At 42.8% G+C, this 23,782-nt stretch carries 26 protein-coding genes and 1 pseudogene; all 27 read left to right on the top strand.

What is annotated here, in order from left to right; translation table 11 throughout:
* The first annotated feature begins 26 nt into the window (after nt 1–26).
* Entirely contained in the window at nt 27–2,354 is a 2,328-nt protein-coding gene (gene rnr / locus EYS00_RS15575; RefSeq protein ID WP_130638252.1) for a ribonuclease R, read from the top strand.
* Nucleotides 2,354–3,094, top strand: coding sequence for a 23S rRNA (guanosine(2251)-2'-O)-methyltransferase RlmB (gene rlmB, locus EYS00_RS15570; RefSeq protein WP_130638250.1), 741 nt, complete (start codon nt 2,354–2,356; stop codon nt 3,092–3,094). The genes rnr and rlmB overlap by 1 nt, the downstream gene beginning before the upstream one ends.
* 230 nt (nt 3,095–3,324) lie before the next feature.
* Nucleotides 3,325–4,707, top strand: coding sequence for a DUF4397 domain-containing protein (locus EYS00_RS15565; RefSeq protein WP_130638248.1), 1,383 nt, complete (start codon nt 3,325–3,327; stop codon nt 4,705–4,707).
* Nucleotides 4,708–4,846: 139 nt separating this feature from the next.
* The gene (locus EYS00_RS15560; protein ID WP_130638246.1) at nt 4,847–6,928 is read left to right on the top strand and encodes an ATP-binding protein; all 2,082 of its coding nucleotides are present in this window, start codon (nt 4,847–4,849) and stop codon (nt 6,926–6,928) included.
* A gap of 255 nt (nt 6,929–7,183) precedes the next feature.
* Nucleotides 7,184–7,552 (top strand): 50S ribosomal protein L14, encoded by a 369-nt coding sequence (rplN, locus tag EYS00_RS15555; RefSeq protein ID WP_130638244.1) that lies wholly within the window; start codon nt 7,184–7,186, stop codon nt 7,550–7,552.
* A 12-nt stretch (nt 7,553–7,564) separates the two neighbouring features.
* Entirely contained in the window at nt 7,565–7,879 is a 315-nt protein-coding gene (gene rplX, locus EYS00_RS15550; protein WP_130638242.1) for a 50S ribosomal protein L24, read from the top strand.
* 17 nt (nt 7,880–7,896) lie between these two features.
* Nucleotides 7,897–8,437, top strand: a pseudogene (gene rplE, locus EYS00_RS15545) (50S ribosomal protein L5).
* Nucleotides 8,438–8,449: 12 nt separating this feature from the next.
* A complete protein-coding gene (rpsN, locus tag EYS00_RS15540) occupies nt 8,450–8,755 on the top strand; it encodes a 30S ribosomal protein S14 (RefSeq protein ID WP_130638240.1) in 306 nt (101 codons plus the stop codon).
* A gap of 13 nt (nt 8,756–8,768) precedes the next feature.
* Nucleotides 8,769–9,161 carry a 30S ribosomal protein S8 gene (rpsH, locus tag EYS00_RS15535; protein WP_012519224.1) on the top strand — a complete coding sequence of 131 codons (393 nt, stop codon included), beginning with the start codon at nt 8,769–8,771 and terminating at the stop codon, nt 9,159–9,161.
* 13 nt (nt 9,162–9,174) lie between these two features.
* Nucleotides 9,175–9,708, top strand: a complete 534-nt coding sequence (gene rplF / locus EYS00_RS15530) for a 50S ribosomal protein L6 (RefSeq protein WP_130638238.1) — start codon at nt 9,175–9,177, stop codon at nt 9,706–9,708.
* A 12-nt stretch (nt 9,709–9,720) separates the two neighbouring features.
* Nucleotides 9,721–10,074 (top strand): 50S ribosomal protein L18, encoded by a 354-nt coding sequence (gene rplR, locus EYS00_RS15525; protein ID WP_130638236.1) that lies wholly within the window; start codon nt 9,721–9,723, stop codon nt 10,072–10,074.
* 9 nt (nt 10,075–10,083) lie between these two features.
* Nucleotides 10,084–10,584 carry a 30S ribosomal protein S5 gene (gene rpsE, locus EYS00_RS15520; protein ID WP_130638234.1) on the top strand — a complete coding sequence of 167 codons (501 nt, stop codon included), beginning with the start codon at nt 10,084–10,086 and terminating at the stop codon, nt 10,582–10,584.
* A 6-nt stretch (nt 10,585–10,590) separates the two neighbouring features.
* Entirely contained in the window at nt 10,591–10,770 is a 180-nt protein-coding gene (gene rpmD / locus EYS00_RS15515; RefSeq protein ID WP_130638232.1) for a 50S ribosomal protein L30, read from the top strand.
* A gap of 3 nt (nt 10,771–10,773) precedes the next feature.
* Complete coding sequence (gene rplO / locus EYS00_RS15510; protein WP_130638230.1) at nt 10,774–11,208, top strand: 50S ribosomal protein L15; 435 nt, start codon at nt 10,774–10,776, stop codon at nt 11,206–11,208.
* A 5-nt stretch (nt 11,209–11,213) separates the two neighbouring features.
* Entirely contained in the window at nt 11,214–12,533 is a 1,320-nt protein-coding gene (gene secY / locus EYS00_RS15505) for a preprotein translocase subunit SecY (protein ID WP_130638228.1), read from the top strand.
* A 24-nt stretch (nt 12,534–12,557) separates the two neighbouring features.
* Complete coding sequence (gene rpmJ, locus EYS00_RS15500) at nt 12,558–12,674, top strand: 50S ribosomal protein L36 (RefSeq protein ID WP_012519217.1); 117 nt, start codon at nt 12,558–12,560, stop codon at nt 12,672–12,674.
* Between the two features lie 169 nt (nt 12,675–12,843).
* A complete protein-coding gene (gene rpsM, locus EYS00_RS15495) occupies nt 12,844–13,200 on the top strand; it encodes a 30S ribosomal protein S13 (RefSeq protein ID WP_071816100.1) in 357 nt (118 codons plus the stop codon).
* Between the two features lie 15 nt (nt 13,201–13,215).
* Nucleotides 13,216–13,608: a 30S ribosomal protein S11 gene (gene rpsK, locus EYS00_RS15490; RefSeq protein WP_013786215.1), complete on the top strand. Its 393-nt coding sequence runs from the start codon at nt 13,216–13,218 to the stop codon at nt 13,606–13,608.
* A 24-nt stretch (nt 13,609–13,632) separates the two neighbouring features.
* A complete protein-coding gene (gene rpsD / locus EYS00_RS15485) occupies nt 13,633–14,253 on the top strand; it encodes a 30S ribosomal protein S4 (RefSeq protein WP_070125760.1) in 621 nt (206 codons plus the stop codon).
* A 19-nt stretch (nt 14,254–14,272) separates the two neighbouring features.
* Complete coding sequence (locus EYS00_RS15480; RefSeq protein WP_130638226.1) at nt 14,273–15,262, top strand: DNA-directed RNA polymerase subunit alpha; 990 nt, start codon at nt 14,273–14,275, stop codon at nt 15,260–15,262.
* A 42-nt stretch (nt 15,263–15,304) separates the two neighbouring features.
* Nucleotides 15,305–15,706: a 50S ribosomal protein L17 gene (rplQ, locus tag EYS00_RS15475; protein ID WP_130638224.1), complete on the top strand. Its 402-nt coding sequence runs from the start codon at nt 15,305–15,307 to the stop codon at nt 15,704–15,706.
* Nucleotides 15,707–15,910: 204 nt separating this feature from the next.
* A complete protein-coding gene (locus EYS00_RS15470; RefSeq protein WP_130638222.1) occupies nt 15,911–17,317 on the top strand; it encodes a mannose-1-phosphate guanylyltransferase/mannose-6-phosphate isomerase in 1,407 nt (468 codons plus the stop codon).
* A 247-nt stretch (nt 17,318–17,564) separates the two neighbouring features.
* Entirely contained in the window at nt 17,565–18,533 is a 969-nt protein-coding gene (locus EYS00_RS15465) for a hypothetical protein (RefSeq protein ID WP_130638220.1), read from the top strand.
* On the top strand, nt 18,517–21,036 hold the full coding sequence (locus EYS00_RS15460) for a hypothetical protein (protein ID WP_130638218.1): 2,520 nt from the start codon (nt 18,517–18,519) through the stop codon (nt 21,034–21,036). Before EYS00_RS15465 ends, EYS00_RS15460 begins: the two co-directional genes overlap by 17 nt.
* Nucleotides 21,036–22,205, top strand: a complete 1,170-nt coding sequence (locus EYS00_RS15455) for a glycosyltransferase (RefSeq protein ID WP_130638216.1) — start codon at nt 21,036–21,038, stop codon at nt 22,203–22,205. The genes EYS00_RS15460 and EYS00_RS15455 overlap by 1 nt, the downstream gene beginning before the upstream one ends.
* Before the next feature lie 11 nt (nt 22,206–22,216).
* Nucleotides 22,217–23,077 carry a hypothetical protein gene (locus EYS00_RS15450; protein ID WP_130638214.1) on the top strand — a complete coding sequence of 287 codons (861 nt, stop codon included), beginning with the start codon at nt 22,217–22,219 and terminating at the stop codon, nt 23,075–23,077.
* Between the two features lie 73 nt (nt 23,078–23,150).
* Nucleotides 23,151–23,777, top strand: a complete 627-nt coding sequence (locus EYS00_RS15445; RefSeq protein WP_130638212.1) for a hypothetical protein — start codon at nt 23,151–23,153, stop codon at nt 23,775–23,777.
* Nucleotides 23,778–23,782: the final 5 nt, after the last annotated feature.

The following is a 23,782-nucleotide window of genomic DNA, read 5'->3' as shown; positions in this document are numbered from 1 at the left end:
CATTTAAAAGGAAACTGTACAGCGCTATGAGCGACGACCCGCATTATCAGCGAGAAAAAGAAAAATACGACAAGCCGGTGGCCAGTCGAGAATACTTAATGCAAGTGCTAAAAGAAGCGGGAACGCCGTTGTCGTTCTTAGATGTTTGTCATGTGGTGAATGCCGATGACGAAGAGAGCCGTATTGGTATTCAGCGTCGTTTGCGAGCTATGGAGCGCGAAGGCCAAGTACAGTTTACCAAACAGAAAAAGTACATTTTACAAAATCAAGACGAGCTTATTCGTGGTCGCTTGATTGGGCATCGCGATGGCTATGGTTTCTTACGCCCTGACGATAAAAGCGGTGATTTGTTTATCAGCGCTGGGCAAATGGCGTTGTTCATGCACGATGATTATGTAGAGGCTAGAGAAAGCGGTACCGATCGTCGTGGACGCAAAGAAGGTTATGTTACCCAAGTGCTTCAAGCCAGAAGCGAGCCTATTGTCGGACGTTACTATACAGAACAAGGGTTTGGCGTAGTTATCCCTGATGACGCGCGTTTGCAACATGAAATAGTCATTCCTCCTGAGCATACTAACGGTGCCAGAATGGGGCAGGTGGTTGTTATTGAAATCACTCAACGTGCCCGAAGAAAGATGAACCCAGTGGGCAAGATTGTTGAAGTGCTAGGTGAGCATATGGCTCCCGGCATGGAAATCGAGATGGCGCTGCGCACTTTTGATATTCCGCATCAGTGGCCAAAAGGGGTAACAAAGCAGATTGAAAGTCTGACGGAAAGTGTGCCCGATGAAGCCAAAGAAGGACGTATCGACCTTCGACAATTACCTTTGGTGACCATTGATGGTGAAGATGCACGTGACTTTGACGATGCGGTATTTTGTGAGCCCCTCGATGAAGGTGGTTGGCAGCTTTGGGTGGCTATTGCTGATGTGAGCCACTACGTCAGAACTGGTACTGCTCTCGACGATGAAGCCCAGCAACGCGGTAATTCCGTGTACTTCCCAGAACAAGTTATTCCCATGCTTCCCGAGGTGTTATCGAATGGTTTATGTTCGTTAAATCCCGAGGTTGATCGTTTGTGCATGGTTTGTGAAATGACCATAGATGCTCAGGGTAAGTTAGACCAATATCAGTTTTATGAAGCGGTGATGAATTCTCATGCAAGACTGACTTACACAAAAGTGTGGCAAATCTTGCAAGGCGATAAAGACATGCACCAAAGGTATGAGGCTCACGTGCCTCACCTTCGACACCTTCATGATTTGTATCGGACGTTGAAGAAAGCGCGTCAGCAGCGTGGTGCCATAGAGTTTGAAACGCAAGAAAGTAAGTTTGTATTTAACGCTCAGCGTAAGATAGAGAACATTGTACCGTTAGTGCGCAACGACGCTCACAAGCTTATTGAAGAGTGTATGATTTTGGCTAATGTAAGTGCGGCACTTACACTAGAGGCCCATGAGGCACCTGCGCTCTATCGTGTGCATGACAAGCCTGATGCAGACAGGCTCACTGCATTCACAAGTTACCTCAGTGAAATTGGCGTACCTCACCGTATTGTTGAAGACGCGACACCTGCTGATTTTACTGATGTTGTGATTAAAACTCGCGGTCGTCCCGATGAAGAATTGATTCAAACCATGTTACTACGCTCCATGAAGCAGGCAATTTATGACGGGGATAACGTAGGCCATTTCGGGCTAGCACTTAGTGCCTATGCTCACTTTACTTCTCCCATCCGTCGTTACCCTGACTTGGTGGTGCATCGGGCGTTAAAGGGCATCATTGCCAAAACTCAAGGTAAAAAGTCGGTATCTGGATATAAGAACTACACCATCGAAGAAATTGAGCAGTTGGGTGAACAATGTTCAATGACTGAACGTCGCGCCGACGATGCCACAAGAGATGTGTCTGATTGGCTAAAATGCGAGTTTATGCTCGATCATGTGGGCGATACTTTTGATGGGGTAGTCAGTTCTGTGACGAGTTTTGGCTTGTTCATTCGATTAACTGAATACCATATTGATGGCTTGGTACACATTACATCGTTAGAAGACGATTACTATCATTTTGACGATGTTAAGCAGTGTTTGGTAGGTGAGTCAGGGCATCGTCAGTTCCGTTTAGGTGACGCGGTAGAAGTGAAAGTCGTTGCAGTAAACCTTGATGAGCGAAAGATTGATCTACTCCTGGAGCAGACTTCTCTCAAAGGAAAGGGCGGTCGAAAAGTAAAAGTAAAAACTATTAAGAAAGCACCGCCTAAACCGGGTCGGGGTGGCAAAGCCGCGAAAAGTGGTAAGAAATTCAGTACCAAAAAAGGTACTACTAGCAATAAGAATAAAGGGGGCAGGCGCTAATGGCGCAGCAAGAATGGCTCTACGGTTTACATGCGATGCAAGCCGTATTAGAGAATGAACCAGAACGGGTGCTGGAAGTAATGGTACTCAAAGGTCGTAATGATGACCGGTTAGTCAATGTGGTTAATCAGGCGCGAAAGAACGGTATTTCTGTGCAGTTCTGTGCCCGAAAAACCCTCGATGATAAAGTGAACGGTGAGCAACACCAAGGGGTTGTGGCAAGAGCTAAGCCTGCTAGAGCGCTCACAGAGAATGACCTCGATAGAATTTTAGAGAACACTAACCAACCTTTACTGTTAGTACTGGATGGTGTGACTGACCCACACAACCTAGGCGCTTGTTTGCGAAATGCAGACGGTGCAGGTGTTGACGCTGTTATTGTTCCCAAAGATAAATCAGCAGGTTTAACCGCAACTGCGCGTAAAGTGGCTTGTGGAGCGGCGGAAGTGGTGCCTCTTATTCAAGTGACTAACTTGGCAAGGACGTTAAAAGAGCTACAAAATCAAGGTGTTTGGATTATTGGTACAGCGGGTGAAACCGATAAGACACTTTACGACGTATCTCTTACGGGACCCATCGCTTTGGTAATGGGCGCGGAAGGAAAGGGTATGCGTAGACTTACCAAAGAAACTTGTGATGAGTTAGTCAAGCTGCCAATGGCTGGCAGTGTTACTAGTTTGAACGTTTCTGTAGCAACGGGTATTTGTCTGTACGAAATTGTCCGTCAACGCCTAGGCTAATCAAACGTCTCTTTAATCTTCTTCTTACAGTGGGCGAAATTTTGCCCACTGGTTTCAAAAAATTCACAAATTAGATACTTCAATTCAACACGTTACGTCAGCGCATTGTCAGTTTTGCAAAGTAACCGTAAAGACAAGAACTCCTGCCTGTTCTATTTGCCATAGCCCAGTATGCTTCAGCGCCTTTCGAGGTGCTAACCCCTAAATCAAAGCTTAAAGGATTTCTTTCTATGCGCAAAATATGTTCGTTGTGGCTTACTCAACTTTGTTTGAGTATTGTGGGTATTTCAATACTATCAGGTTGTAGTAGCGACAGTGATGATTCGTCGTCAGACTACACTTATGCCTACCTACAGTTTTACAACGCGTCTCCTAATGGCGCAAACGTTGAAATGAGAGAAGTAGACGGTGATAGTTTTGGGTCAGCTCAATTCGGTGATACCACATCTATGAGCTCAATGGATTCGGGTGAAATTGAATTAGAATTTATTCGAACCGATGCCGATGACCAAGAAGTAGAAATTGATACTTTGACTATCACACTTCGCGAAGGCTACAAAACTATTGTAGTCATGAGCGGTGATTTTGACGCACCTCAGTTTATTGAATATTCCTATGAGCGAGAGACATTAGAGGACCACTTTCGTTTATTTGGCCTTTCCGTAACTATGGAATCTACGTCATATGACTTTTACTTGAGTGATGCGGGGGATCCGTTCGAGAGTGCCAATTACTTGGGTACGCTAACCACAGGTGACATGGTCGAGTTTGAGTACTGGAATCAAGATGACGACAGCAGTGACTTCGACGAGGGTGAATATACACTGTACCTTACTGAGCCAGGTAGCACTGACGTAGTTTTCGAATCTCAAACACTTAATTTCATCTATGAAACTGAGTATTTAATGGCTATTCGAGATGTGAGTGGTGCAATTCAAGAAGGAACCATAGTCGACACTATTCTTAACTCCTCTACAGTAACTGCTATCACTGATGTTGAAGCGGATTCTCAATACCGTATCTACAATTCAACGGAACTAGCATCCGCACTACAAGTAACTTTTGGCGGTAATGACGACGAAACTGATGTGACTTTCACTCTAGACAGCGGAGAGTTGTCGGACTTTACGGCAATTCGCTACGGTGACTATCGAGTGACAGTGGAAACTTCTGAAGATGACATCACCGATTTGAGCAATAAGCTAGTGACACTGAATCAAGGTGAGAGTAAGGCAATTTTGGTTTACGAAGCCGACGGAGAGCTTGGTGCGGTTACCTTTGTCGAAAGTGGCCTTCCACAGGCGTACGACAAGACAGTTAACTTTGTAAACTTGGTGACTGACTTTGATGACGTGGATTTCTATTTAGTACGCAACGATGAAACTATCGACACTGCTGAGTATGATATTCAAAACGTAGAATTTGGTGAGACAAACACGGAAGTACTTCCCTCAGATTACTACGAAGTGATCGCCGTATATGAGGATAGCAACGAAGAGCAAGTCCTTCTGGACCGTACGTCGCTATTTGGTTTTAACGAGGAGCAAAATTATATTGTTACCGTTGAAGCGGCAGATACACCAACAGGCTACGAGATAAATATTCTCTACTAATAGGCACTGATAACTATACTAATTAACGAGCGGGAAACCTTTTTTCCCTCTGTTAATTAGGGTACCTTAGCTCGATTGGCCAATGCGTAAACATTGGCCGCATCTGCATGTGTAGCTTAGGTATAAGGCCGAGATAGTTATGAGTGTGATTAAAGCCCTTCACAACATTTCTAGTGACGTGGGGCTATCGTTCGATGAAAAACTTATTCGTCTTCTCACGTTGGGTACTAAGGTATTGGGCTTAGAGTGGGGGATCGTCAGTCACATACAGGGTAACAAATACAGGGTTGTTCAAGCGGTCACGCCTGAGAGCAACGTACATAAAAATGATGAATTCGTAGCTAGCGAAACTTATTGTATCGATGCATTCAAAGCGGACGATATCATTGCCTACCCCAACATTAATGAACATCCCGGTGCGTCACATCCCTGTTATTCTCAGTTTCCACTAAGAAGCTATTTTTCTACAGCACTTCATGTGAATGGGGAGCGCTATGGAACACTTAACTTCTCATCTGTATCCGTAAGAGAGCAGCCATTCACCGATTTAGAATGTGACTACTTGTTGTTGCTTGCCGAATGGATTGGCATTGAACTGGCACGGCGTGAATCTCTAGAAAATATTCAAGTTCAGCAGGTCAAACTCACAGAGCAAAATATGTTGCTCAAACAAATCACAGAGCTTGCTGGCGTTGGAACGTGGGAGTTGGACGTTAAGACTCAGCGTTTAACCTGGGCTGAGTCACTCAAGAAAATGATAGGGTTGCCCTCTAGCACTGTGGTTACCATAGATACTGTCTTAAGTATCATTAAACATGATGAGGAACGCAAAGCGTACGAGCAACGTTTCAAAGACATTATTAAGTCGGGTGTTGATGGCGCCTACGAAATGGAAATAGTGACGTTCAATGGCGAGACTAAGTGGGTAGAATCTCTCGCTCATCCCATTGTGGAGAATGGTAAAACCATCAAGGTTATTGGTGCGACACAAGACATTACCGAACGTGTATTCAACAACATTTCTTTGCGTCAAAAAACAGAAATTGCTGAGAAAGCACTGCAAGCTCGAAGTTTGTTTCTAGCGAATATGAGCCATGAAATAAGAACGCCCATACATGGTGTGCAGGGGATGATCGAAACGCTTCTTAACACCAGTCTTAACGAATCTCAACGCAAGTTCGCCAATGTTGCTATGCGAAGTGCTAAGTCTCTATTGGAGATCGTGAATGATATCCTCGATTTTTCCAAGATTGATGCGGGGCAAATGAGCTACGAGAGTGTTCCCGTGTGTTTGACTGACGTGGTAAAAGCGCAAGTACCAATGTTTGAAAAACTAGCCAAGGACAAAGGGCTCGACTTGATTGTTGACGCAGATGCTGCGGAAAATGTTCATTTTAGCGCTGATCCTCTGAGGCTCTCTCAAATTCTAATAAACCTACTCAATAATGCCATCAAATTTACGCCTAAAGGGCGGGTTAAGCTCGCCGTGAGATGTAAACCGTTAAATGGTGGTAATTATCGAGTCAAAATAATTGTAAGTGATACTGGAATTGGGATTAGTGAAGCACAGCAAAGAGTCATATTTATGCCTTTTCTTCAGGCAGAGGATAATACGTCACGGAAATTCGGCGGTACGGGCTTAGGACTTGCTATTGTTACTAAAATTGTTGAGCATTATCACGGTAAGATTGAGCTTTCTAGTGCTCTGGGTGAGGGAACACGCTTCGTTGTAAACCTTTTACTCGATTCTGCAAACCAAGCAAGAACACGCATTGATCACTCGTCTGATTCATTCTCTCATCACTTTGATGAAGAGCGACTGAAAAACTCCCGTATTCTTGTGGTGGAAGATAATGACATTAACCAGATCGTTATTCGGGAACAGCTGAAAGAACTTGGTGCGAGTGCCGATATAGCAAGTAACGGCGAGGAAGGTGTTGAGCAGGTGAAAATGGCGATCGCAAAACGCAAACCTTATGACCTCATCCTAATGGACTGTCAGATGCCAGTGATGGATGGCATCACTGCCACAAGACATATCCGAGAAATGGGTATTGCTGGTACACGTGTGGTAATAGTAGCACTTACCGCTAATGCTTTCGCTGGTGAACGAGACAAATGTCTTAACGCTGGGATGGATGATTTCATTACAAAGCCGGTTGGTGCTGAAGCGCTAGGTAGGTGTATCCGTTACCACTTAATGAAGTCGCAAGCGGTATAAGACAATTGTAAAAACACAGTAGTAAGCCCTAATGCTCAACAAATATAGACCCTAGTATGTGATGTCATACACAGGTATTAAGTGCAATCGACATCGCTTAAAAATAATTCAACTTTAAACTATCACTTCCCAAACTTATCTGTTATTATTTCGCGCCCTTTTTATGGGGGTAAGTATATAAAAGCAGCAATAACTGTTGTTTTTAGCAGCAATAATGGCTCGGCAGAGTCTTAATTTTTAGAGCGGAGCACTAACATGATCCAAATGCAAACTAACCTGGACGTTGCAGACAACAGCGGCGCTCGCAGGGTTCAGTGTATTAAGGTTCTTGGTGGCTCGCATCGCCGTTATGCAGGTATCGGTGACATCATCAAAGTTACTGTTAAGGAAGCAATTCCTCGCGGTAAAGTTAAAAAAGGTGACGTACTGAACGCAGTGGTGGTGCGTACTAGAAAAGGCGTTCGTCGTGCAGATGGTTCTACCATCCGTTTCGATAGCAACGCGGCTGTTTTGCTTAATGCAAACAAGCAACCAATTGGTACGCGTATCTTTGGACCGGTAACCCGTGAGTTGAGAAGTGATAACTTCATGAAAATCATCTCATTGGCCCCAGAGGTACTATAAGGAGTCACGATAATGGCTAATAAAATTCGTCGTGATGATGAAGTAGTCGTATTAGCGGGTAAAGATAAAGGTAAGCAAGGCAAAGTAATTAGCGTGCTTACTTCTGAAAACCGTTTAGTTGTAGAAGGCATCAATCTTGTCAAGAAGCACCAGAAGCCTAACCCACAGTTGGGTGTTGCTGGTGGTATCGTTGAGAAAGAAGCTTCTATTCACGTTTCTAATGTTGCGATTGTTAACCCGGCAACGGGCAAAGCAGATCGCGTTGGTTTCCGTTTCGAAGATGAGAAGAAAGTACGTTTCTTCAAGTCTAACGGCGAACTTGTTTAATTATATTGGAGAGTACGATGGCGAAACTGCATGATTTCTATAAAGAAACAGTAGTAGCTGAACTTGCTAAGCAGTTCGGGTACAAAAGCGTCATGCAAGTCCCTCGGATTGAAAAAACTCACCTTAAACATGGGTTTAGGTGAAGCAATTGCAGACAAGAAGGTACTTGAGGCAGCTCAAGCTGATATGGCGTCTATCGCTGGTCAGAAGCCTATTGTTACAGTTGCGAGAAAATCAGTAGCGGGTTTCAAAATCCGTGAAGGTTATCCGATTGGCTGTAAAGTAACCCTACGTGGCGAGCGTATGTGGGAATTCCTAGAGCGTTTGATTTCAATCGCTATCCCGCGTACTCGCGATTTCCGTGGTTTGAATCCCAAATCATTCGACGGACGTGGTAACTACAGCATGGGCGTGCGTGAGCAAATCATTTTCCCTGAAATCGATTTCGATAAAGTGGATAAAGTTCGTGGTATGGATATTACTATCACTACCAGTGCGAACTCTAATGATGAAGCACGTGCTCTGCTGGACGCGTTTAACTTCCCATTTAAAAAGTAGGGGTGTAGGGTTATGGCAAAAGAATCAATGAAGGCACGTGAAGCTAAGCGTACTAAGCTTGTAGCTAAGTATGCTGAAAAGCGCGCCGCACTTAAAGCGACTATCAGCGATGTTAACGTTTCTGAAGAAGAACGTTGGGACGCTGTTCTTAAGCTACAACAACTTCCACGTGACTCTAGTTCATCACGCCAACGTAACCGTTGCCGTGTAACTGGTCGTCCACATGGTTACCTACGCAAATTTGGCCTTAGCCGTATCAAGCTTCGCGAAGCAGCGATGCGCGGTGAAGTCCCTGGCTTGAAAAAAGCCAGCTGGTAAGGAGTAGCTGATAATGAGCATGCAAGATCCTATCGCGGATATGTTTACCCGCATCCGTAACGGCCAGATGGCACAGAAAGTTTCTGTAACTATGCCTTCTTCAAAACTTCGCGTTGCTATTTGTGAAGTATTGAAAGCTGAAGGTTATATTACTGACTTCGCCGCTTCTGGTGACGTTAAGCCTGTTTTAGAAGTTACGCTTAAGTACTTCGAAGGCAAGCAAGTAATTGACACTATCGAGCGTGTTAGTCGCCCTGGTCTGCGCATCTATAAGAAAAAAGATGAGCTTCCAAAGGTTATGGGTGGTCTAGGTGTCGCTATCGTGTCGACTTCTAAAGGTGTGATGACTGACCGTGCAGCGCGTAACGCTGGCATGGGCGGTGAGATCATCGGTTATGTAGCATAACGGAGGAGTTGAAATGTCACGTGTAGCAAAAGCTCCAGTAGACTTGGCATCAGGCGTAGAAGTTACTATCGCTGGTCAAGAAGTTACTGTTAAAGGTAGTAAAGGCACATTGAACCGCACTTTCAACGACGCAGTTGAAATTGCTCAAGAAGAAAACCAACTTAAAACTCTTCCTCGTGAAGGTTTTGCTGACGGTTGGGCACAAGCAGGTACTGCTCGCGCAATTCTTAATGCAATGGTTCAAGGTGTTTCTCAAGGTTTTGAGAAGAAGCTTCAGCTAAATGGTGTTGGTTACCGTGCGCAAGCACAGGGCGCCAAACTAAACCTGACGCTTGGTTTCTCACACCCTGTTGTATACGAAATGCCTGAAGGCATTACGGTTGAAACTCCTAGCCAAACTGAAATCGTCGTTAAAGGCGCCGATAAGCAGAAGGTAGGACAGGTTGCGGCGAACATTCGCGCATATCGTCCACCAGAGCCTTACAAAGGTAAAGGTGTTCGTTACGCAGACGAAATCGTACGTCGTAAAGAAGCTAAGAAAAAGTAGGTGGGTGATACGATGGATAAAAAATCAGCTCGCATTCGTCGCGCAACTCGCGCACGTGCAAAGATTCGTGAACTGGCCGCGCATCGCTTGGTTGTAAACCGCACACCTCGCCACATCTATGCTCAGTTAATCGCACCAAGCGGTTCTGAAGTATTGGCAGCGGCTTCTACTGTTGAAACAGATCTTGCAAAAGATCTTAAATCTACAGGCAACGCTGAAGCAGCGGCGGTAGTTGGTAAAGCAATCGCAGAACGTGCAATCGAAAAAGGCATCAAAGATGTTGCTTTCGATCGCAGTGGTTTTAAATACCACGGTCGCGTTAAAGCATTAGCTGATGCAGCTCGTGAAGCTGGCCTTCAGTTCTAGGAGTTTATAATGGCTAAACAAGAAGTTCAGAACGGTGAACTGTTAGAAAAATTGATTGCTGTAAACCGCGTTTCTAAAGTGGTTAAAGGTGGTCGTATTTTCAGTTTCACTGCATTGACAGTAGTGGGTGACGGCGCTGGTCGCGTTGGTTTTGGTTACGGTAAGGCACGTGAAGTTCCTGCTGCAATCCAAAAAGCAATGGAAAAAGCACGTCGCAACATGGTTGACGTAGATTTGAACGGTCACACGTTGCAACACCCTATTAAAGGTCGTCACTCTGGCTCTAAAGTTTACATGCAGCCTGCATCAGAAGGTACCGGTATCATCGCCGGCGGTGCAATGCGTGCAGTACTTGAAGTAGCTGGTGTACAAAACGTACTTTCAAAATGTTACGGCTCTACAAACCCAATCAACGTTGTTCGTGCAACAATCAACGCGCTGACTGAGATGAACTCTCCAGCGAAAGTTGCAGCGAAGCGTGGATTGTCTGTAGAAGAAATTTTGGGGTAATTCGACATGGCAACGATTAAAGTAAAGCAAACTAAAAGTGCAATTGGCCGCTTGCCAAAGCACAAAGCGACGCTTAAAGGCCTAGGCCTTCGTAAAATCAACCATGTTCGTGAACTAGAAGATACCCCTTCAGTTCGTGGCATGATCAACCGTGTAAATTACATGGTTGAGATAGTGGAGGAGTAAGAGATGCGTTTAAATACTATTGCTCCTGCACCAGGAGCTAAACATTCAGGTAAGCGTACTGGTCGTGGTATCGGCTCAGGTCTTGGTAAAACAGGTGGCGTAGGTCACAAAGGTCAAAAAAGCCGTTCAGGTGGCCGTGTTAAAGCCGGATTTGAAGGTGGTCAGATGCCTATTCAGCGTCGTCTTCCTAAGTTCGGTTTCACTTCACGCAAGAGCTTTGTTACTGATCAAGTAACACTTGCGGAAATCGCCAAGGTTGACGGTGATACTGCGTCTTTAGAAACTTTAAAAGCAGCTGGTCTTATCAAGAAAGAAATCCAGTTCGTTAAAGTTATCTTGAGCGGTGAATTATCACGTGCTGTGACAGTAAGCGGGTTGAAGGTTACTAAAGGCGCTAAAGAAGCGATTGAAGCTGCTGGCGGTAAAGTAGAGGAATAAGCTAGATGGCTAAACCAGGATTGGATTCAGGCGCGAAAAGCGGCTTGAGTGAGCTTAAAGCAAGATTGTTGTTCGTACTAGGTGCGATCATTGTGTTTAGATTGGGTTCTTATGTACCTATTCCAGGCATCGATCCAGCTGTACTTGCAGACTTATTCGAGCAACAAAAAGGCACCATTGTAGAAATGTTTAACATGTTCTCTGGTGGTGCGCTTGAGCGAGCATCCGTTCTGGCTTTGGGCATTATGCCATACATTACTGCGTCCATTATCATGCAGTTGCTCTCGGTGGTTCATCCACCGATGATGGAGCTTAAAAAAGAAGGCGAAGCAGGCAAGCGTAAGATTAGCCAGTACACACGTTACCTAACGTTGGTACTTGCTATTTTCCAATCAATTGGGATCTCTACCGGCCTGCCTAACCTGATTAATGGATTGGTGATAAACCCTGGCTTCGGATTCTACTTTACAGCAGTGGTGAGCTTGGTCACAGGAACTATGTTCCTAATGTGGTTAGGTGAGCAAATTACTGAACGAGGTATCGGTAACGGTATTTCTATATTGATTTTTGCTGGTATTGTTGCCGGTCTACCAACAGCGATAGGTCAGACTGCGGAACAAGCAAGACAAGGCGACATTAACATGTTGTTCTTGTTGCTAATCGGCGTAATCGTTATCGCGCTTACTTACTTAGTGGTATTCGTAGAGCGCGGACAACGTCGCATTGTGGTAAACTACGCAAAGCGTCAGCAAGGCCGTAAGGTGTTTGCTGCACAGAGCACGCATTTACCGCTTAAAGTGAACATTGCAGGTGTTATTCCTCCGATTTTCGCTTCCAGCATTATTCTGTTCCCAGGCACGATTGCTGGTTGGTTTGGACAGAATGAATCAACGGCTTGGTTACAAGACGTAGCGCTTATGCTATCTCCTGGACAGCCGCTATACGTGATGTTATACGCAGCAGCGATTATCTTCTTCTGCTTCTTCTACACGGCGTTGGTTTTCAACCCGCGTGATACAGCAGACAACCTGAAGAAATCTGGCGCGTTCATTCCTGGTATTCGTCCAGGTGAGCAAACGTCTCGTTATATCGATAAGGTAATGACTCGCTTAACACTGGCTGGCGCACTGTACATAACCTTTATTTGTTTGGTGCCTGAATTCATGCTAATTGCCTGGAATGTGCCGTTCTACTTCGGTGGTACGTCGCTTCTAATTATTGTGGTGGTTATCATGGACTTTATGGCACAGGTGCAGACACATTTGATGAGTAGTCAATATGAGTCTGTTCTGAAGAAAGCTAACCTTAAAGGCTATGGCCGATAAGTTAGCCTACTACGGAGTGATGTAATGAAAGTTCGTGCATCAGTAAAAAAGATTTGCCGTAACTGTAAAGTTATCAAGCGCAACGGTGTTGTGCGCGTAATTTGCAGCTCTGATCCTAAGCATAAGCAAAGGCAAGGCTAATCTACGCGGTAAAGAATACCTATTCACTGTAAGCAGAACCTGACAGTTTAACATCGGGTTCTGCTCTTTGTGTTGCAGTATTTTGAACCTTTATTTGCAATTTAGTCGACGGGTAAGTATCCTATCGGGCTTTTTAGGTCGTCGACAATAAATTAGAGGAGTGCTGTTAATGGCCCGTATCGCTGGCATTAACATTCCTGAGCACAAGCATGCTGTAATCGCTATCCAAGCGATCTACGGCGTAGGCCCTACACGTGCGAAAAGCATTTGTGCGGGTGCTGGTGTTGCAGAAGATACAAAAATTAAAGAGCTAGACGAAGCGACTATCGATAAGCTTCGTGACGAAGTGGCGAAATTCACTGTTGAAGGTGATTTGCGTCGTGAAGTCTCTATGAGCATCAAACGTTTGATGGACCTGGGTTGCTTCCGTGGTATTCGCCACCGTCGTAGCTTGCCTCTACGTGGTCAGCGCACTAAAACTAATGCGCGTACCCGTAAAGGTCCTCGTAAGCCAATTAAGAAGTAAGCGGGGAGATAAGTTATGGCTAAAGCACCAGCTCGTAGCACGCGTAAGCGCGCTAAACGTCAGGTTGCAGACGGTATGGCTCATATCCATGCGTCTTTCAACAACACAATTGTGACTATCACAGACCGTCAAGGCAATGCACTAGCATGGGCGACGTCTGGTGGTTCAGGTTTCCGTGGTTCACGTAAATCTACCCCATTCGCTGCACAGGTTGCTGCTGAGCGTGCAGGTGTTGCTGCACAAGAATACGGTCTTAAGAACCTTGAAGTTTTCGTTAAAGGTCCAGGTCCAGGCCGTGAGTCTGCGATCCGTGCGCTTAACGCAACTGGTTACAAGATCACAAACATTACCGATGTGACGCCTATTCCTCACAACGGTTGTCGTCCACCGAAAAAACGTCGCGTTTAATCGACGGACAGTTGGAGAAAGAACATGGCAAGATATTTGGGTCCAAAACTCAAACTTAGCCGTCGCGAAGGTACAGACTTGTTCCTTAAAAGCGGCGTTCGCGCAATCGATTCTAAATGTAAAATCGATACTGCGCCTGGTCAGCACGGTGCCCGTCGTGGCCGTTTGTCTGACTACGGTGTTCAGTTGCGTGAAAAGCAAAAAGTACGTCGTATGTATGGCGTATTGGAAAAACAATTCCGTAACTACTATAAAGAAGCTGCGCGTCTAAAAGGCAACACTGGTGAAAACTTGTTGCAACTTCTAGAGCAGCGTCTAGATAACGTAGTTTATCGCATGGGTTTTGCTAGCACTCGTGCTGAAGCACGGCAGCTTGTTAGCCACAAAGCGATCATGGTAAATGGTCAAGTTGTGAACATCCCATCGTTTAACGTTTCTGCCGAAGACGTGGTTTCTGTTCGTGAAAAGGCTAAAAAGCAAGCGCGTATCGTTGCTGCTTTGGAACTGGCTGACCAACGTGAGAAGCCAACCTGGATTGAAGTTGACAACAGCAAAATGGAAGGCACTTTCAAGCGCATTCCAGAAAGAACTGACCTGTCTGCTGAAATTAACGAACAGTTGATCGTCGAACTTTACTCTAAGTAAAGCTAACTAAAGAGGAAGCATTGTGGGTTCTGTGACTGAATTCCTAAAACCGAGATTAGTAGAGATCGAAAACGTTTCTCCTACTCGTGCCAAAGTAACTTTGGAACCGTTGGAGCGTGGTTTTGGCCATACCCTAGGTAACGCACTTCGTCGTATTCTTTTGTCATCTATGCCTGGTTGCGCAGTGACTGAAGCTGAAATCGACGGCGTTCTTCACGAGTACAGCACCAAAGAAGGTGTACAGGAAGACGTAATCGAGATTTTGCTAAACCTTAAAGGTTTGGCGGTTCGCCTTGAAGGTAAAACTGAAGCGACCCTAACTCTAGTGAAATCTGGTGCTGGCCCTGTTGTTGCTGGTGATATTCAGCATGATGGCGACGTAGAGATCGTGAATCCTGACCATGTAATTTGTACTTTGACTGGTGAAGCTGAAATCAGCATGCGCATCAAAGTAGAAACTGGCCGTGGTTACGTACCTGCATCTACTCGTCGCTCCTCTGAAGAAGATGATCGTCCAATTGGTCGTTTATTAGTTGATGCTTCATACAGCCCTGTAGAGCGTATTGCATACTCTGTTGAGTCTGCTCGTGTTGAACAACGCACAGACCTAGACAAGTTAATCATTGATATGGAAACGAACGGTACTTTGGATCCTGAAGAAGCGATCCGCCGTTCTGCAACTATCCTAGCTGAACAGCTAGATGCATTCGTAGACTTACGCGATGTGTCTGAGCCAGAAGCGAAAGAAGAGAAGCCAGAATTCGATCCGATTCTACTTCGCCCAGTTGATGACCTTGAGCTAACTGTACGTTCTGCAAACTGCTTGAAAGCAGAAGCTATCCAGTACATTGGTGACCTGGTACAGCGTACTGAGGTTGAGCTACTTAAAACGCCAAACCTTGGTAAGAAATCGCTAACTGAAATCAAAGATGTTCTTGCATCTCGTGGTTTGTCTCTAGGTATGCGCCTAGAAAACTGGCCGCCAGAGAGCATCGCTGAAAAAGATTAATCAGGTTTTTAATAAACTGATTTGTAGAGAAGGATAAAACTTATGCGCCATCGTAAGAGTGGTCGTCAGTTGAATCGCAACAGCAGCCATCGTCAAGCTATGTTCCGTAACATGGCAGGTTCTTTGGTTAAGCACGAAGTGATCAAAACGACGTTGCCTAAAGCGAAAGAATTGCGTCGCGTAATTGAGCCTCTAATCACTTTGGCTAAGCAAGACAGCGTTGCAAACCGCCGTCTAGCTTTCGCCCGTACAGGTGATAAAGAAGTGGTAGGTAAATTGTTCAACGAGCTTGGTCCTCGTTACGAAGCTCGCCCAGGCGGTTACACTCGCATTCTTAAATGCGGTTTCCGTGCAGGCGATAATGCCCCTATGGCATACGTTGAGCTAGTTGACCGTCCAGTTGTCGAAGCTGAAGAAGAAGCAGTAGAAGCAACTGAAGAGTAATTATTACTCATTATTCTGAGTTTTAGAATATATTAAAAAAACCCGGCTTACGCCGGGTTTTTTGTTATTTCGCTAGTCTCAAGGTTATAACATTAGACTATGATGATCTTTGCCATTTAATCGTTGTACATTCCTTTGTATACTAACAAGAGTATAAACAGTTATCAGGAAGTGGGTGATTACCCACGTATCAAGGAATTCATAATGAAACCAGTTGTATTGGCTGGAGGCTCTGGTAGTCGTCTATGGCCAAAGTCTCGCGCAGCACTTCCAAAGCAGTTTTTGTCACTAACGTCTGACAGTACAATGCTTCAAGATACAGTTACGCGTTTAGAAGGAACTAAACAGTCCAGCCCAATCTTTATCTGTAATGATGCTCATCGCTTTTTGGTCGCCGAACAACTACGCCAGAAAAGCATTCAGCACGGTGGTATATTGCTAGAACCTGTGGGTAGAAACACTGCGCCGGCAATTGCGCTCGCGGCACTTCATGCTACTAAAAATGGCGAAGATCCTGTTTTACTAGTTCTAGCAGCTGACCATTTAATTAAAGACACTTCTGAGTTCCATGCTGCAATCGAAAAAGCATCAAAGCTCGCCGAGTCAGGGAAATTAGTTACTTTCGGTATCGTTCCTGACCAACCTCACACTGGCTATGGATATATTCGTGCTGGAGAAAAAGTCGAGAGTGGCTTTTCTGTCTCCGAATTCGTTGAGAAGCCTGCATTGTCGACTGCTGAAAAATATGTCGCATCTGGAGAGTATTTTTGGAACAGTGGTATGTTCATGTTCAAAGCTAGCCGATACTTGGAAGAACTGAAGAAATTCCATCCTGAAATGCTTGACGTATGTCAACGAGCAATCGACACAGAGACACCTGACTTAGATTTTATCCGTGTCGATCATGATATTTTTTCTACCTGTCCTGATGATTCTATTGATTACGCAGTAATGGAGAAAACCGATAGCGCAGCTATGGTTCCATTGGACGCAGGATGGAGCGATGTCGGAAGCTGGACTTCGCTTTGGGAGACTGCGAGTAAAGACGAAAATGGTAACGTTTCTGTCGGCGATACAATTTTAGAAAACACTAAGAACAGCTACGTCAATGCTGAGCAACGTCTAGTTTCGGTAATAGGTTTAGAAGACGTTATTGTTGTTGAAACAAAAGATGCCGTGATGGTTGCTCACAAGGATGATGCACAAAGCATCAAGAGCGTTGTAAATACACTCAAGGCGGAACAGCGTCCTGAATTTGAATTTCATCGAGAAGTATTCCGCCCTTGGGGAAGCTACGACTCAATCGACAGCGGTGATAGGTTTCAAGTTAAGCGTATTACTGTAAAACCTGGCGAAAAATTATCGGTCCAGATGCATCATCATCGTGCTGAGCATTGGATTGTTGTATCTGGTAGTGCCAATGTTACCATCAATGAAAAAACACAGTTAGTTACAGAGAATGAATCTGTGTATATCCCAATTGGAGCAGTACACGCACTTGAAAACCCGGGTAAGATTCCTCTTGAACTTATTGAAGTTCAATCTGGAGCGTATTTGGGGGAAGATGATATTGTTCGCTTTTCTGATAGGTATGGGCGGGTTGCCAAGTAGGCAACTCGACAAACCGATTAGCTACATGAAAAACGGACTAAAATGGTCTCTCCATTCTTTTTGCTCATATGCGCGTTAAAGATTATCAGAAAATTTATAAAACTACCTGCTTAACACTAAGGCCAAAAAAGTTCCAGAGCGAGTAGTAATATCCTCGACATTGCGGGTTTAAAAATTTTGGAAAACTCGCTAGACTAATTTTTCAATATAGACAGAGCTTTCTATATTCGTAGTAGATGGAGACACTATGCGCAAAGCCATTATGCTCGCAGTGGGAGACATACCTCTCGAACTTTTATGTGACTTGCTAGAATACAATACTATACCTGCAAGTGTTATCGATGGGTCTGAACTTTCTGTTGGTGAGCTTCCTAAACTCATCGCTGAAGATAATAAAAGCTGTTTCCTCGTTCGTAATATAGATGAGTCTTATAAACAGATACTAACAAGCTTGCCAGGCTTAGCCGATAGTGTTGTTTTTTTGTTTGCTTCACCTACCATAACACTAAGCCACGCTATAAAAGTGTCAAAAGGTTCCATTGAACCCGAACATGTCGTTGAATCTTGGTCAGCTAATCTATCTGAGATCATCGATTACGTCGGCAAAGATAAGAATTACCAACTGTGTGATTTTAGCGACGTCATGAGTCATCCTCATGCTTTTTTGGCAGAGTTGTTCGATGTTGACAAAGCGAAGAATAAAGACAAAATTCACGATATTGAGAACCTTCTTACTGATCATATTGCTGAACTTACCCTAACCGAAAATCATGAAGCGTTTGAGCTTTATGATGAAGCGTTAGCAGTAAGTAGGCTTTACGGAAACTTTAATGCACATTTGGGTATTAGTGTAGATGACTTAAAGCTCTCAGCTTTAGCGCTCGGTAAAACAATGTTCACTGAATTTGCAAGTAATGAGCTAGAGTTAAAATCGAAGCAAGATGAAGTCAATACTCTTTTAAGTGAAAATAAAGACCTCACCGGTAAAAAAGCATTAGCAGAACAACTAAAACGTGAGCTCGATGCTCTAGAGAAAAATAAGCAATCTGGCGAGTCAAAATTAAACCAAGAGCTTAATGAACAAAAATCACGAGCCGAGCAAATGTCGGTCAAACTTGATGCATTGGAACAGGAAAAACAGTCCAACGAGTCTAAATTGACTAAAGAGCTCACTGAACATAAAATCACTAGCCGAGCAAATGTCGGTCAAACTTGATGCATTGGAACAGGAAAAACAGTCCAACGAGTCTAAATTGACTAAAGAGCTCACTGAACATAAATCACTGGTCGAGGATTTGACCGGTAAGTTAAATGCCCAACAGGCTAGCAAAGAATCAATTCAATCCGAGCTTGAATCTGTCACAAATGATTTCGAAGAAACTAGAAGCAAAGTTAATGCTTTATCGTCAGAGCTAGCCACCAAAGAGGAAGCCCTAAAGTCAAGTCATCAAAAGCTCACAATTCAGCACAAAGAACTTAATGAGCAAATTAAAACGCTAAACTCTGATTTAAAAACACTAAATGAAGACCGAAATTCTCTAAAGAATAAGATTACTGATAACGATGTACTACTCAAAACTCGAACCGAAGTAATTAGTAAGTTAGAAAATGATATTAAGTCAGAAAGTCAGCGAAATAGTGAACTAGAAAAACAAGTATCAGAATTAACAAGGGCGTACGAAGAAAAGCTTACTGCCAAAGACAAAGAATCAAAAAAAATCTCGAATTCGCTAGTTGAGACACAAAAAGCCTTACAGGTTCAAAGTGATTCGAATGCCGATCTTTTAAATGCGCTAGAGATCACTAATGCCGAGTATGAGCTTCTAAAGATGCATATGGCTCAATTACAATATGAACTAGAAGTTACTCATGAACAGCTAAAAACTACAAAGTACTCCTCTGAGATTTTAAAAAATAAGGTGTCTGACTTTGATAACATAACTAACAAACTAGCTTGTGAAACCAGAGAGAAGATGTCTGCTCATGAGAAAGTAACTAAGTTATTGGATAAAAATAAAGACCTCCAAGAACAATATACAACGTTAATGGAGGAAAAAAGATCTACTGAAGAAAAGCTTGCCGCGGAGCGACAAACAGCTAAAGGTGTTGTTCATAATACTGAAAAAATGACTACACAGCTAACACAAGAGCGAGAGTTGACTAAGCGATTACAACACGAAAAAAATGAGTTACAGGAACAGCTTAATACTTTTGAGGTAGCAATGAACAACCAAAGTGAATACCAGCAAGTTGAATTGGAACTTGCATCTCTTCAAATAAACCAATTACAAGACGAGTTGGAGTATTATTTCGCTGCGCTAAAAAATGCTCATACGCAGAGTCGAGAACCATCAGAAGTACCTAAGTACTATCAAGATGTTTTTAGTAAAGCTACGTCAGATTCACTAACTATTAACGGTAAATACACTACGGATGGTTATAACGACGCGCACTTGTTGCTTACTGACGTTCAATTGGCTGACGGAAGGGTTTTCAAGGAACTTCCCATTAAACTTATCAACGTCGGGGGACATGTTGCTATTGAATTTCGCGAAGATGAAGATGGTAGTTTATTCACTCATTACGAAGATATGACGGACGAATATGGGCCATATCTAAGATTTTTTGCGAATCCATCGGAAGCAAGCTTGGCGCAGCAGGAGCTGGTTGATAGTCGTATGACGGCTAGTGAAAGAATTATGGTGATGAGTTGTATTTTACTTATCGCAGACCTGATACAAGAACAGGATGTCACATGTATTGCAGATTTTAGTAACGAAGAGTGGCGTAACTGGCGTCTTACCGCATTCCGCTTAGCCGAAACCGTACAACAAGCTCCTAGTCGTTTGTCCTTTGATACTGCTACGTTAAAAGAGGAGTATCGAATAGATAATTATGAGCATCTATGGTTGGCGTTCGACAGTGTTCTAATCGGCGGTGTTTGGAGAAATAATTTAGAGTTAAAAGTAGCTGCAAGAAATGTAAGCAATGACGACGATGACATTTTTAGTGATGATATTTCTTTAGAATTTAGAGAATTAGATGACGGTTCAGCTCCTTTAGTTACCTGGCCACCTGTTGAAGCGGATGAGTACGGGCCAAAATTCGTAGTGTTTTTGAATGGTTTGGATGATCTAAATAAACTTGCATTTTCAGACAGGTCGCTCATAGAGCAAATTGCTAAAAACTTATCTAGTATCGTCGACAAAATAGACGATAAAAGTAGTAAGTTGGTAAGGTCTAAAGGTGACTGGAAAAAGGCGATAAACGCACTATTAGAGGGTTCTAATGATGCCGCGAGTCAGCAGGTCAAGGATAGCCCATATTCTTTTGTGCTCGATGAAGTTATCAGCATGGGCACTTATGAGCATATTCTATTTGTTGAAGAGAATAGTAATACTAAAGTCAAACTGAAAGCTAAAGATATTAACCTTGAAACCCTTTTCGCCGAGATATTTATTGAATTAAGAAATGGAAGTAATGAAATAATTTATAACGATACTGAATTTTTTGGAGAAGATGAATATGGGCCTCGTGTTCTTGTCCCATTCGAGGTTCTGCTTTCTGATTTAATACCAAATCAAAGAGAGCAGTTTGTTTGGTTGATAGATGTCTATGAGCAGGTCTTAAAACTGATAGCTGGCGGAAGCGAAATCGAACCTTTGGTTAAAAAGCAATGGATTAACATGCTAAACAATCAATTAGAGATTAACTCATAGTGAAGCATGTTTGCATCATTGACCCCGGATTACTGGAAGATGGTGGTCACCACGCTGCACTTATGGAAACGCTAGTTAGCAGTGCCACTGATTCAGCAAAATATAGTTATTACAGCCACAAAGATATTAGTAAGACTCTTATTACAAAGTCTCGGGGGAACAGTAATATTTCTTTGGTGCCGCATTTCAGTAACTATTTTTACGAATACTATCATGATGGGGCTTCAAAAAAGCTAAAGGGCACTCAAGCGTATATTCGTAGTTTAGCAATTGAATATGGTCATGTATTTGATTCGATTCTTGAAAATCACAATGATAGTTCTATAGTTTTTTTTTATCCCTGCCTTAATTGGGAGCATGCTTTAGCATTAGAGCTTGCCTTGAGACGCAGGAAAGTACCTACGGGCGGTGTTACTCATAAGATATGTTGTATGTTTTGCCCAAAAGATTTAAAGCACAGTGATATGAATCCGTTCTATCGAATGTCATTTAAAGGATTGTGCAGTAGAGATAGTGTTGAACTATACGCAACAGATTTTGAGACCAAGAACTACTATGAATCGCTTGGAATAGAAATCAGTGGTACCCACCCCTGTTACCTATTACCTTGGCATAATTTAAAGCTTAGTAAAAAAATTCAGCAAGGTGCCCAAAATGTTTTAGTTTATTTTGGTGATGCTAAAGAAGACAAAGGTTTTTTTACTGTGGCAGAGGTAGTAGAAAAGCTGTCTCTAAAATATGGGGATAGAGTTAATTTTTTAATTCAATTCACTATGCATTGGGAAACTCCCTCATTAGTTGAACAAAGAGATAAAATTAACAGATTGGGAGCGAAGTATTCAAATATAACTGTGTTCGAAGGATTTTGGAAAACTGAAAGGTTAGTTGAAGAGTTCTGTCAATTAGATGCGGTTATCTGTACTTATGATACTCAAGTTTATCAATATAAGAGTTCCGGGCTGGCATGGCTCTGTAGCTTCTTTGATGTACCGATTTTTTTGCGAGGGAAATGTTGGCTTCAGAGGGAAACTGAAAGGCTAGGGAATACATACGGTATTAGTGATGAACTGCAAAGTATCGAGCTAAACACGGATGTGGAATCAAATAGGGCTGAAAACACTTACAAGGATGCAATTTTTTCAAACCTTACACAGTGGTTACTAAATTAGTATTTGAAATCATGAAAAGCTACAAAAATAAACTAAGTTTTATGTTTGATGCAATCCCAATGGCTATTGAGCACGTTGTATTAATTGGGGTAAGTGTAACGAAAATTATTAAAGTACTCCCTCAGAATGATGACCTAAAAGTCAATGTTGTGGAATCGGATAGAGCCTTATACGAGTTGTCGCGCAAGAAGTATGATGACTATGATAATGTAAATGTAATTAGTGAATGGCTATTGCCCGGTTCTGATAACAAGTACAGTCTGTATTCATGTAACAACCCTCGGTATTCGTCACTTTGTGAACCACGGGCAGACTTTTTCGAAAATACAAATCTCAGTTACAGCACAGAATTAGTAAACGACGGTACTGCTTTTGATACCTATTTGAAGTCTCTTTCTTTATCTAGCTCTACAATCAATCTTTTATTAATTAATTCAAATGGTTCTGAGTATTCTTATATAAATAATAATATAGATACTTTGGTTCATCTCTTTGATTATATTTGCGTAATTGAACCTAGAGACGGAATGTACGATATCACGTCAAAAAAACTTGAATCAGAATTGTATATTCCGATCTGCTCTTTCGAATATGACAAAGAAACGGTGGTTTTATATCACTTGGATAGGAGGAAAGCCGTCTTATTCAAAGAACTTGAGAATACTAAAGCTAAAACTGCCAAACTCGAAAAAGAAATAGCAGAAAAGAGCAATAAAATTATTGAGATTAAGGATGAGCTCGATGCACTAAATGAAAAAGATGTATTAAGGCAGAAAACCATTGATGATTTGAAAAGTGAGCAAAAACTATACTTGGAGAGGGAGTTGAAATTGCAGCGGAAATACTTCCTTCTAAAAAAACAAAACAATTAGTTCTAGTATACAGTTAAGAGTCTACTCGATTAACCCCACGACAAGGTTTATTCATTGTGGCTAAAAAAGTAAAGTGATTTTAGTTGCTGGTATGCGACATTCTGGCTCTACAGCATTATTCAATATATTAAGACTCGCATATGAAAGTATGGGTAAAAAGATTTTTTCAGATTATTGTGAGCGCATAGATCTACTGTCACTTGATATTAATGATTATGACGTCGTACTCATAAAAATACATGAACCACGCGACGATATGGTTGAATTGGCTGATGTAGTAATAACGACGACCAGAGATTTAAGAGACACAGTGGCATCCGCCGTGCGGAGAGGTTTTTACTTATTAAAACAACTAAATTCAGTGGTGGAGTATTCGAAGTATAATCGCTTGCTACACAGTTTTTGGTCAAGCTCTTCAGATTATAACTTTGTTTATGAAAAATTTATCAAAGACGGAATAAAAGAAGTAGATAATATCCTCCAATATTTGGATATCAAAGGGGGGATGAGTGCTGAAATTTGTGAGATGGTTTCTGATTTACCAACCGATAACTACGCTACTACGCTCCTAACTCCTCAGCATATTACTGATCCAGAAAGGAAAGAGAGTTTTTCATCTACTTTACAGCTTAAGGATATTATTGAGATAGAGCGTAATAATTACGCATGGCTCATTGATAATGGATATGAATTAAAGTGATTCAC

Source organism: Alteromonas sp. KUL49, from assembly GCF_006538345.1.
Taxonomy (GTDB): Bacteria; Pseudomonadota; Gammaproteobacteria; order Enterobacterales; family Alteromonadaceae; genus Alteromonas.
The sequence above is the reverse complement of the archived record's forward strand: the minus strand, read 5'-3'. Positions and strand labels throughout refer to the sequence as shown.

Coding starts and splice junctions, on each gene's coding strand:
- rpsM (WP_071816100.1), top strand. CDS start 12,844: ATGGCCCGTATCGCTGGCATTAACATTCCTGAGCACAAGCATGCTGTA.
- rpmJ (WP_012519217.1), top strand. CDS start 12,558: ATGAAAGTTCGTGCATCAGTAAAAAAGATTTGCCGTAACTGTAAAGTT.
- rpmD (WP_130638232.1), top strand. CDS start 10,591: ATGGCAACGATTAAAGTAAAGCAAACTAAAAGTGCAATTGGCCGCTTG.
- rpsD (WP_070125760.1), top strand. CDS start 13,633: ATGGCAAGATATTTGGGTCCAAAACTCAAACTTAGCCGTCGCGAAGGT.
- EYS00_RS15470 (WP_130638222.1), top strand. CDS start 15,911: ATGAAACCAGTTGTATTGGCTGGAGGCTCTGGTAGTCGTCTATGGCCA.
- rnr (WP_130638252.1), top strand. CDS start 27: ATGAGCGACGACCCGCATTATCAGCGAGAAAAAGAAAAATACGACAAG.
- EYS00_RS15450 (WP_130638214.1), top strand. CDS start 22,217: ATGAAAAGCTACAAAAATAAACTAAGTTTTATGTTTGATGCAATCCCA.
- rplR (WP_130638236.1), top strand. CDS start 9,721: ATGGATAAAAAATCAGCTCGCATTCGTCGCGCAACTCGCGCACGTGCA.
- EYS00_RS15460 (WP_130638218.1), top strand. CDS start 18,517: ATGTCGGTCAAACTTGATGCATTGGAACAGGAAAAACAGTCCAACGAG.
- rlmB (WP_130638250.1), top strand. CDS start 2,354: ATGGCGCAGCAAGAATGGCTCTACGGTTTACATGCGATGCAAGCCGTA.
- rplO (WP_130638230.1), top strand. CDS start 10,774: ATGCGTTTAAATACTATTGCTCCTGCACCAGGAGCTAAACATTCAGGT.
- rplF (WP_130638238.1), top strand. CDS start 9,175: ATGTCACGTGTAGCAAAAGCTCCAGTAGACTTGGCATCAGGCGTAGAA.
- rpsK (WP_013786215.1), top strand. CDS start 13,216: ATGGCTAAAGCACCAGCTCGTAGCACGCGTAAGCGCGCTAAACGTCAG.
- rplN (WP_130638244.1), top strand. CDS start 7,184: ATGATCCAAATGCAAACTAACCTGGACGTTGCAGACAACAGCGGCGCT.
- EYS00_RS15565 (WP_130638248.1), top strand. CDS start 3,325: ATGCGCAAAATATGTTCGTTGTGGCTTACTCAACTTTGTTTGAGTATT.
- rpsE (WP_130638234.1), top strand. CDS start 10,084: ATGGCTAAACAAGAAGTTCAGAACGGTGAACTGTTAGAAAAATTGATT.
- rplX (WP_130638242.1), top strand. CDS start 7,565: ATGGCTAATAAAATTCGTCGTGATGATGAAGTAGTCGTATTAGCGGGT.
- rplQ (WP_130638224.1), top strand. CDS start 15,305: ATGCGCCATCGTAAGAGTGGTCGTCAGTTGAATCGCAACAGCAGCCAT.
- secY (WP_130638228.1), top strand. CDS start 11,214: ATGGCTAAACCAGGATTGGATTCAGGCGCGAAAAGCGGCTTGAGTGAG.
- rpsH (WP_012519224.1), top strand. CDS start 8,769: ATGAGCATGCAAGATCCTATCGCGGATATGTTTACCCGCATCCGTAAC.
- rpsN (WP_130638240.1), top strand. CDS start 8,450: ATGGCAAAAGAATCAATGAAGGCACGTGAAGCTAAGCGTACTAAGCTT.
- EYS00_RS15560 (WP_130638246.1), top strand. CDS start 4,847: ATGAGTGTGATTAAAGCCCTTCACAACATTTCTAGTGACGTGGGGCTA.
- EYS00_RS15465 (WP_130638220.1), top strand. CDS start 17,565: ATGCGCAAAGCCATTATGCTCGCAGTGGGAGACATACCTCTCGAACTT.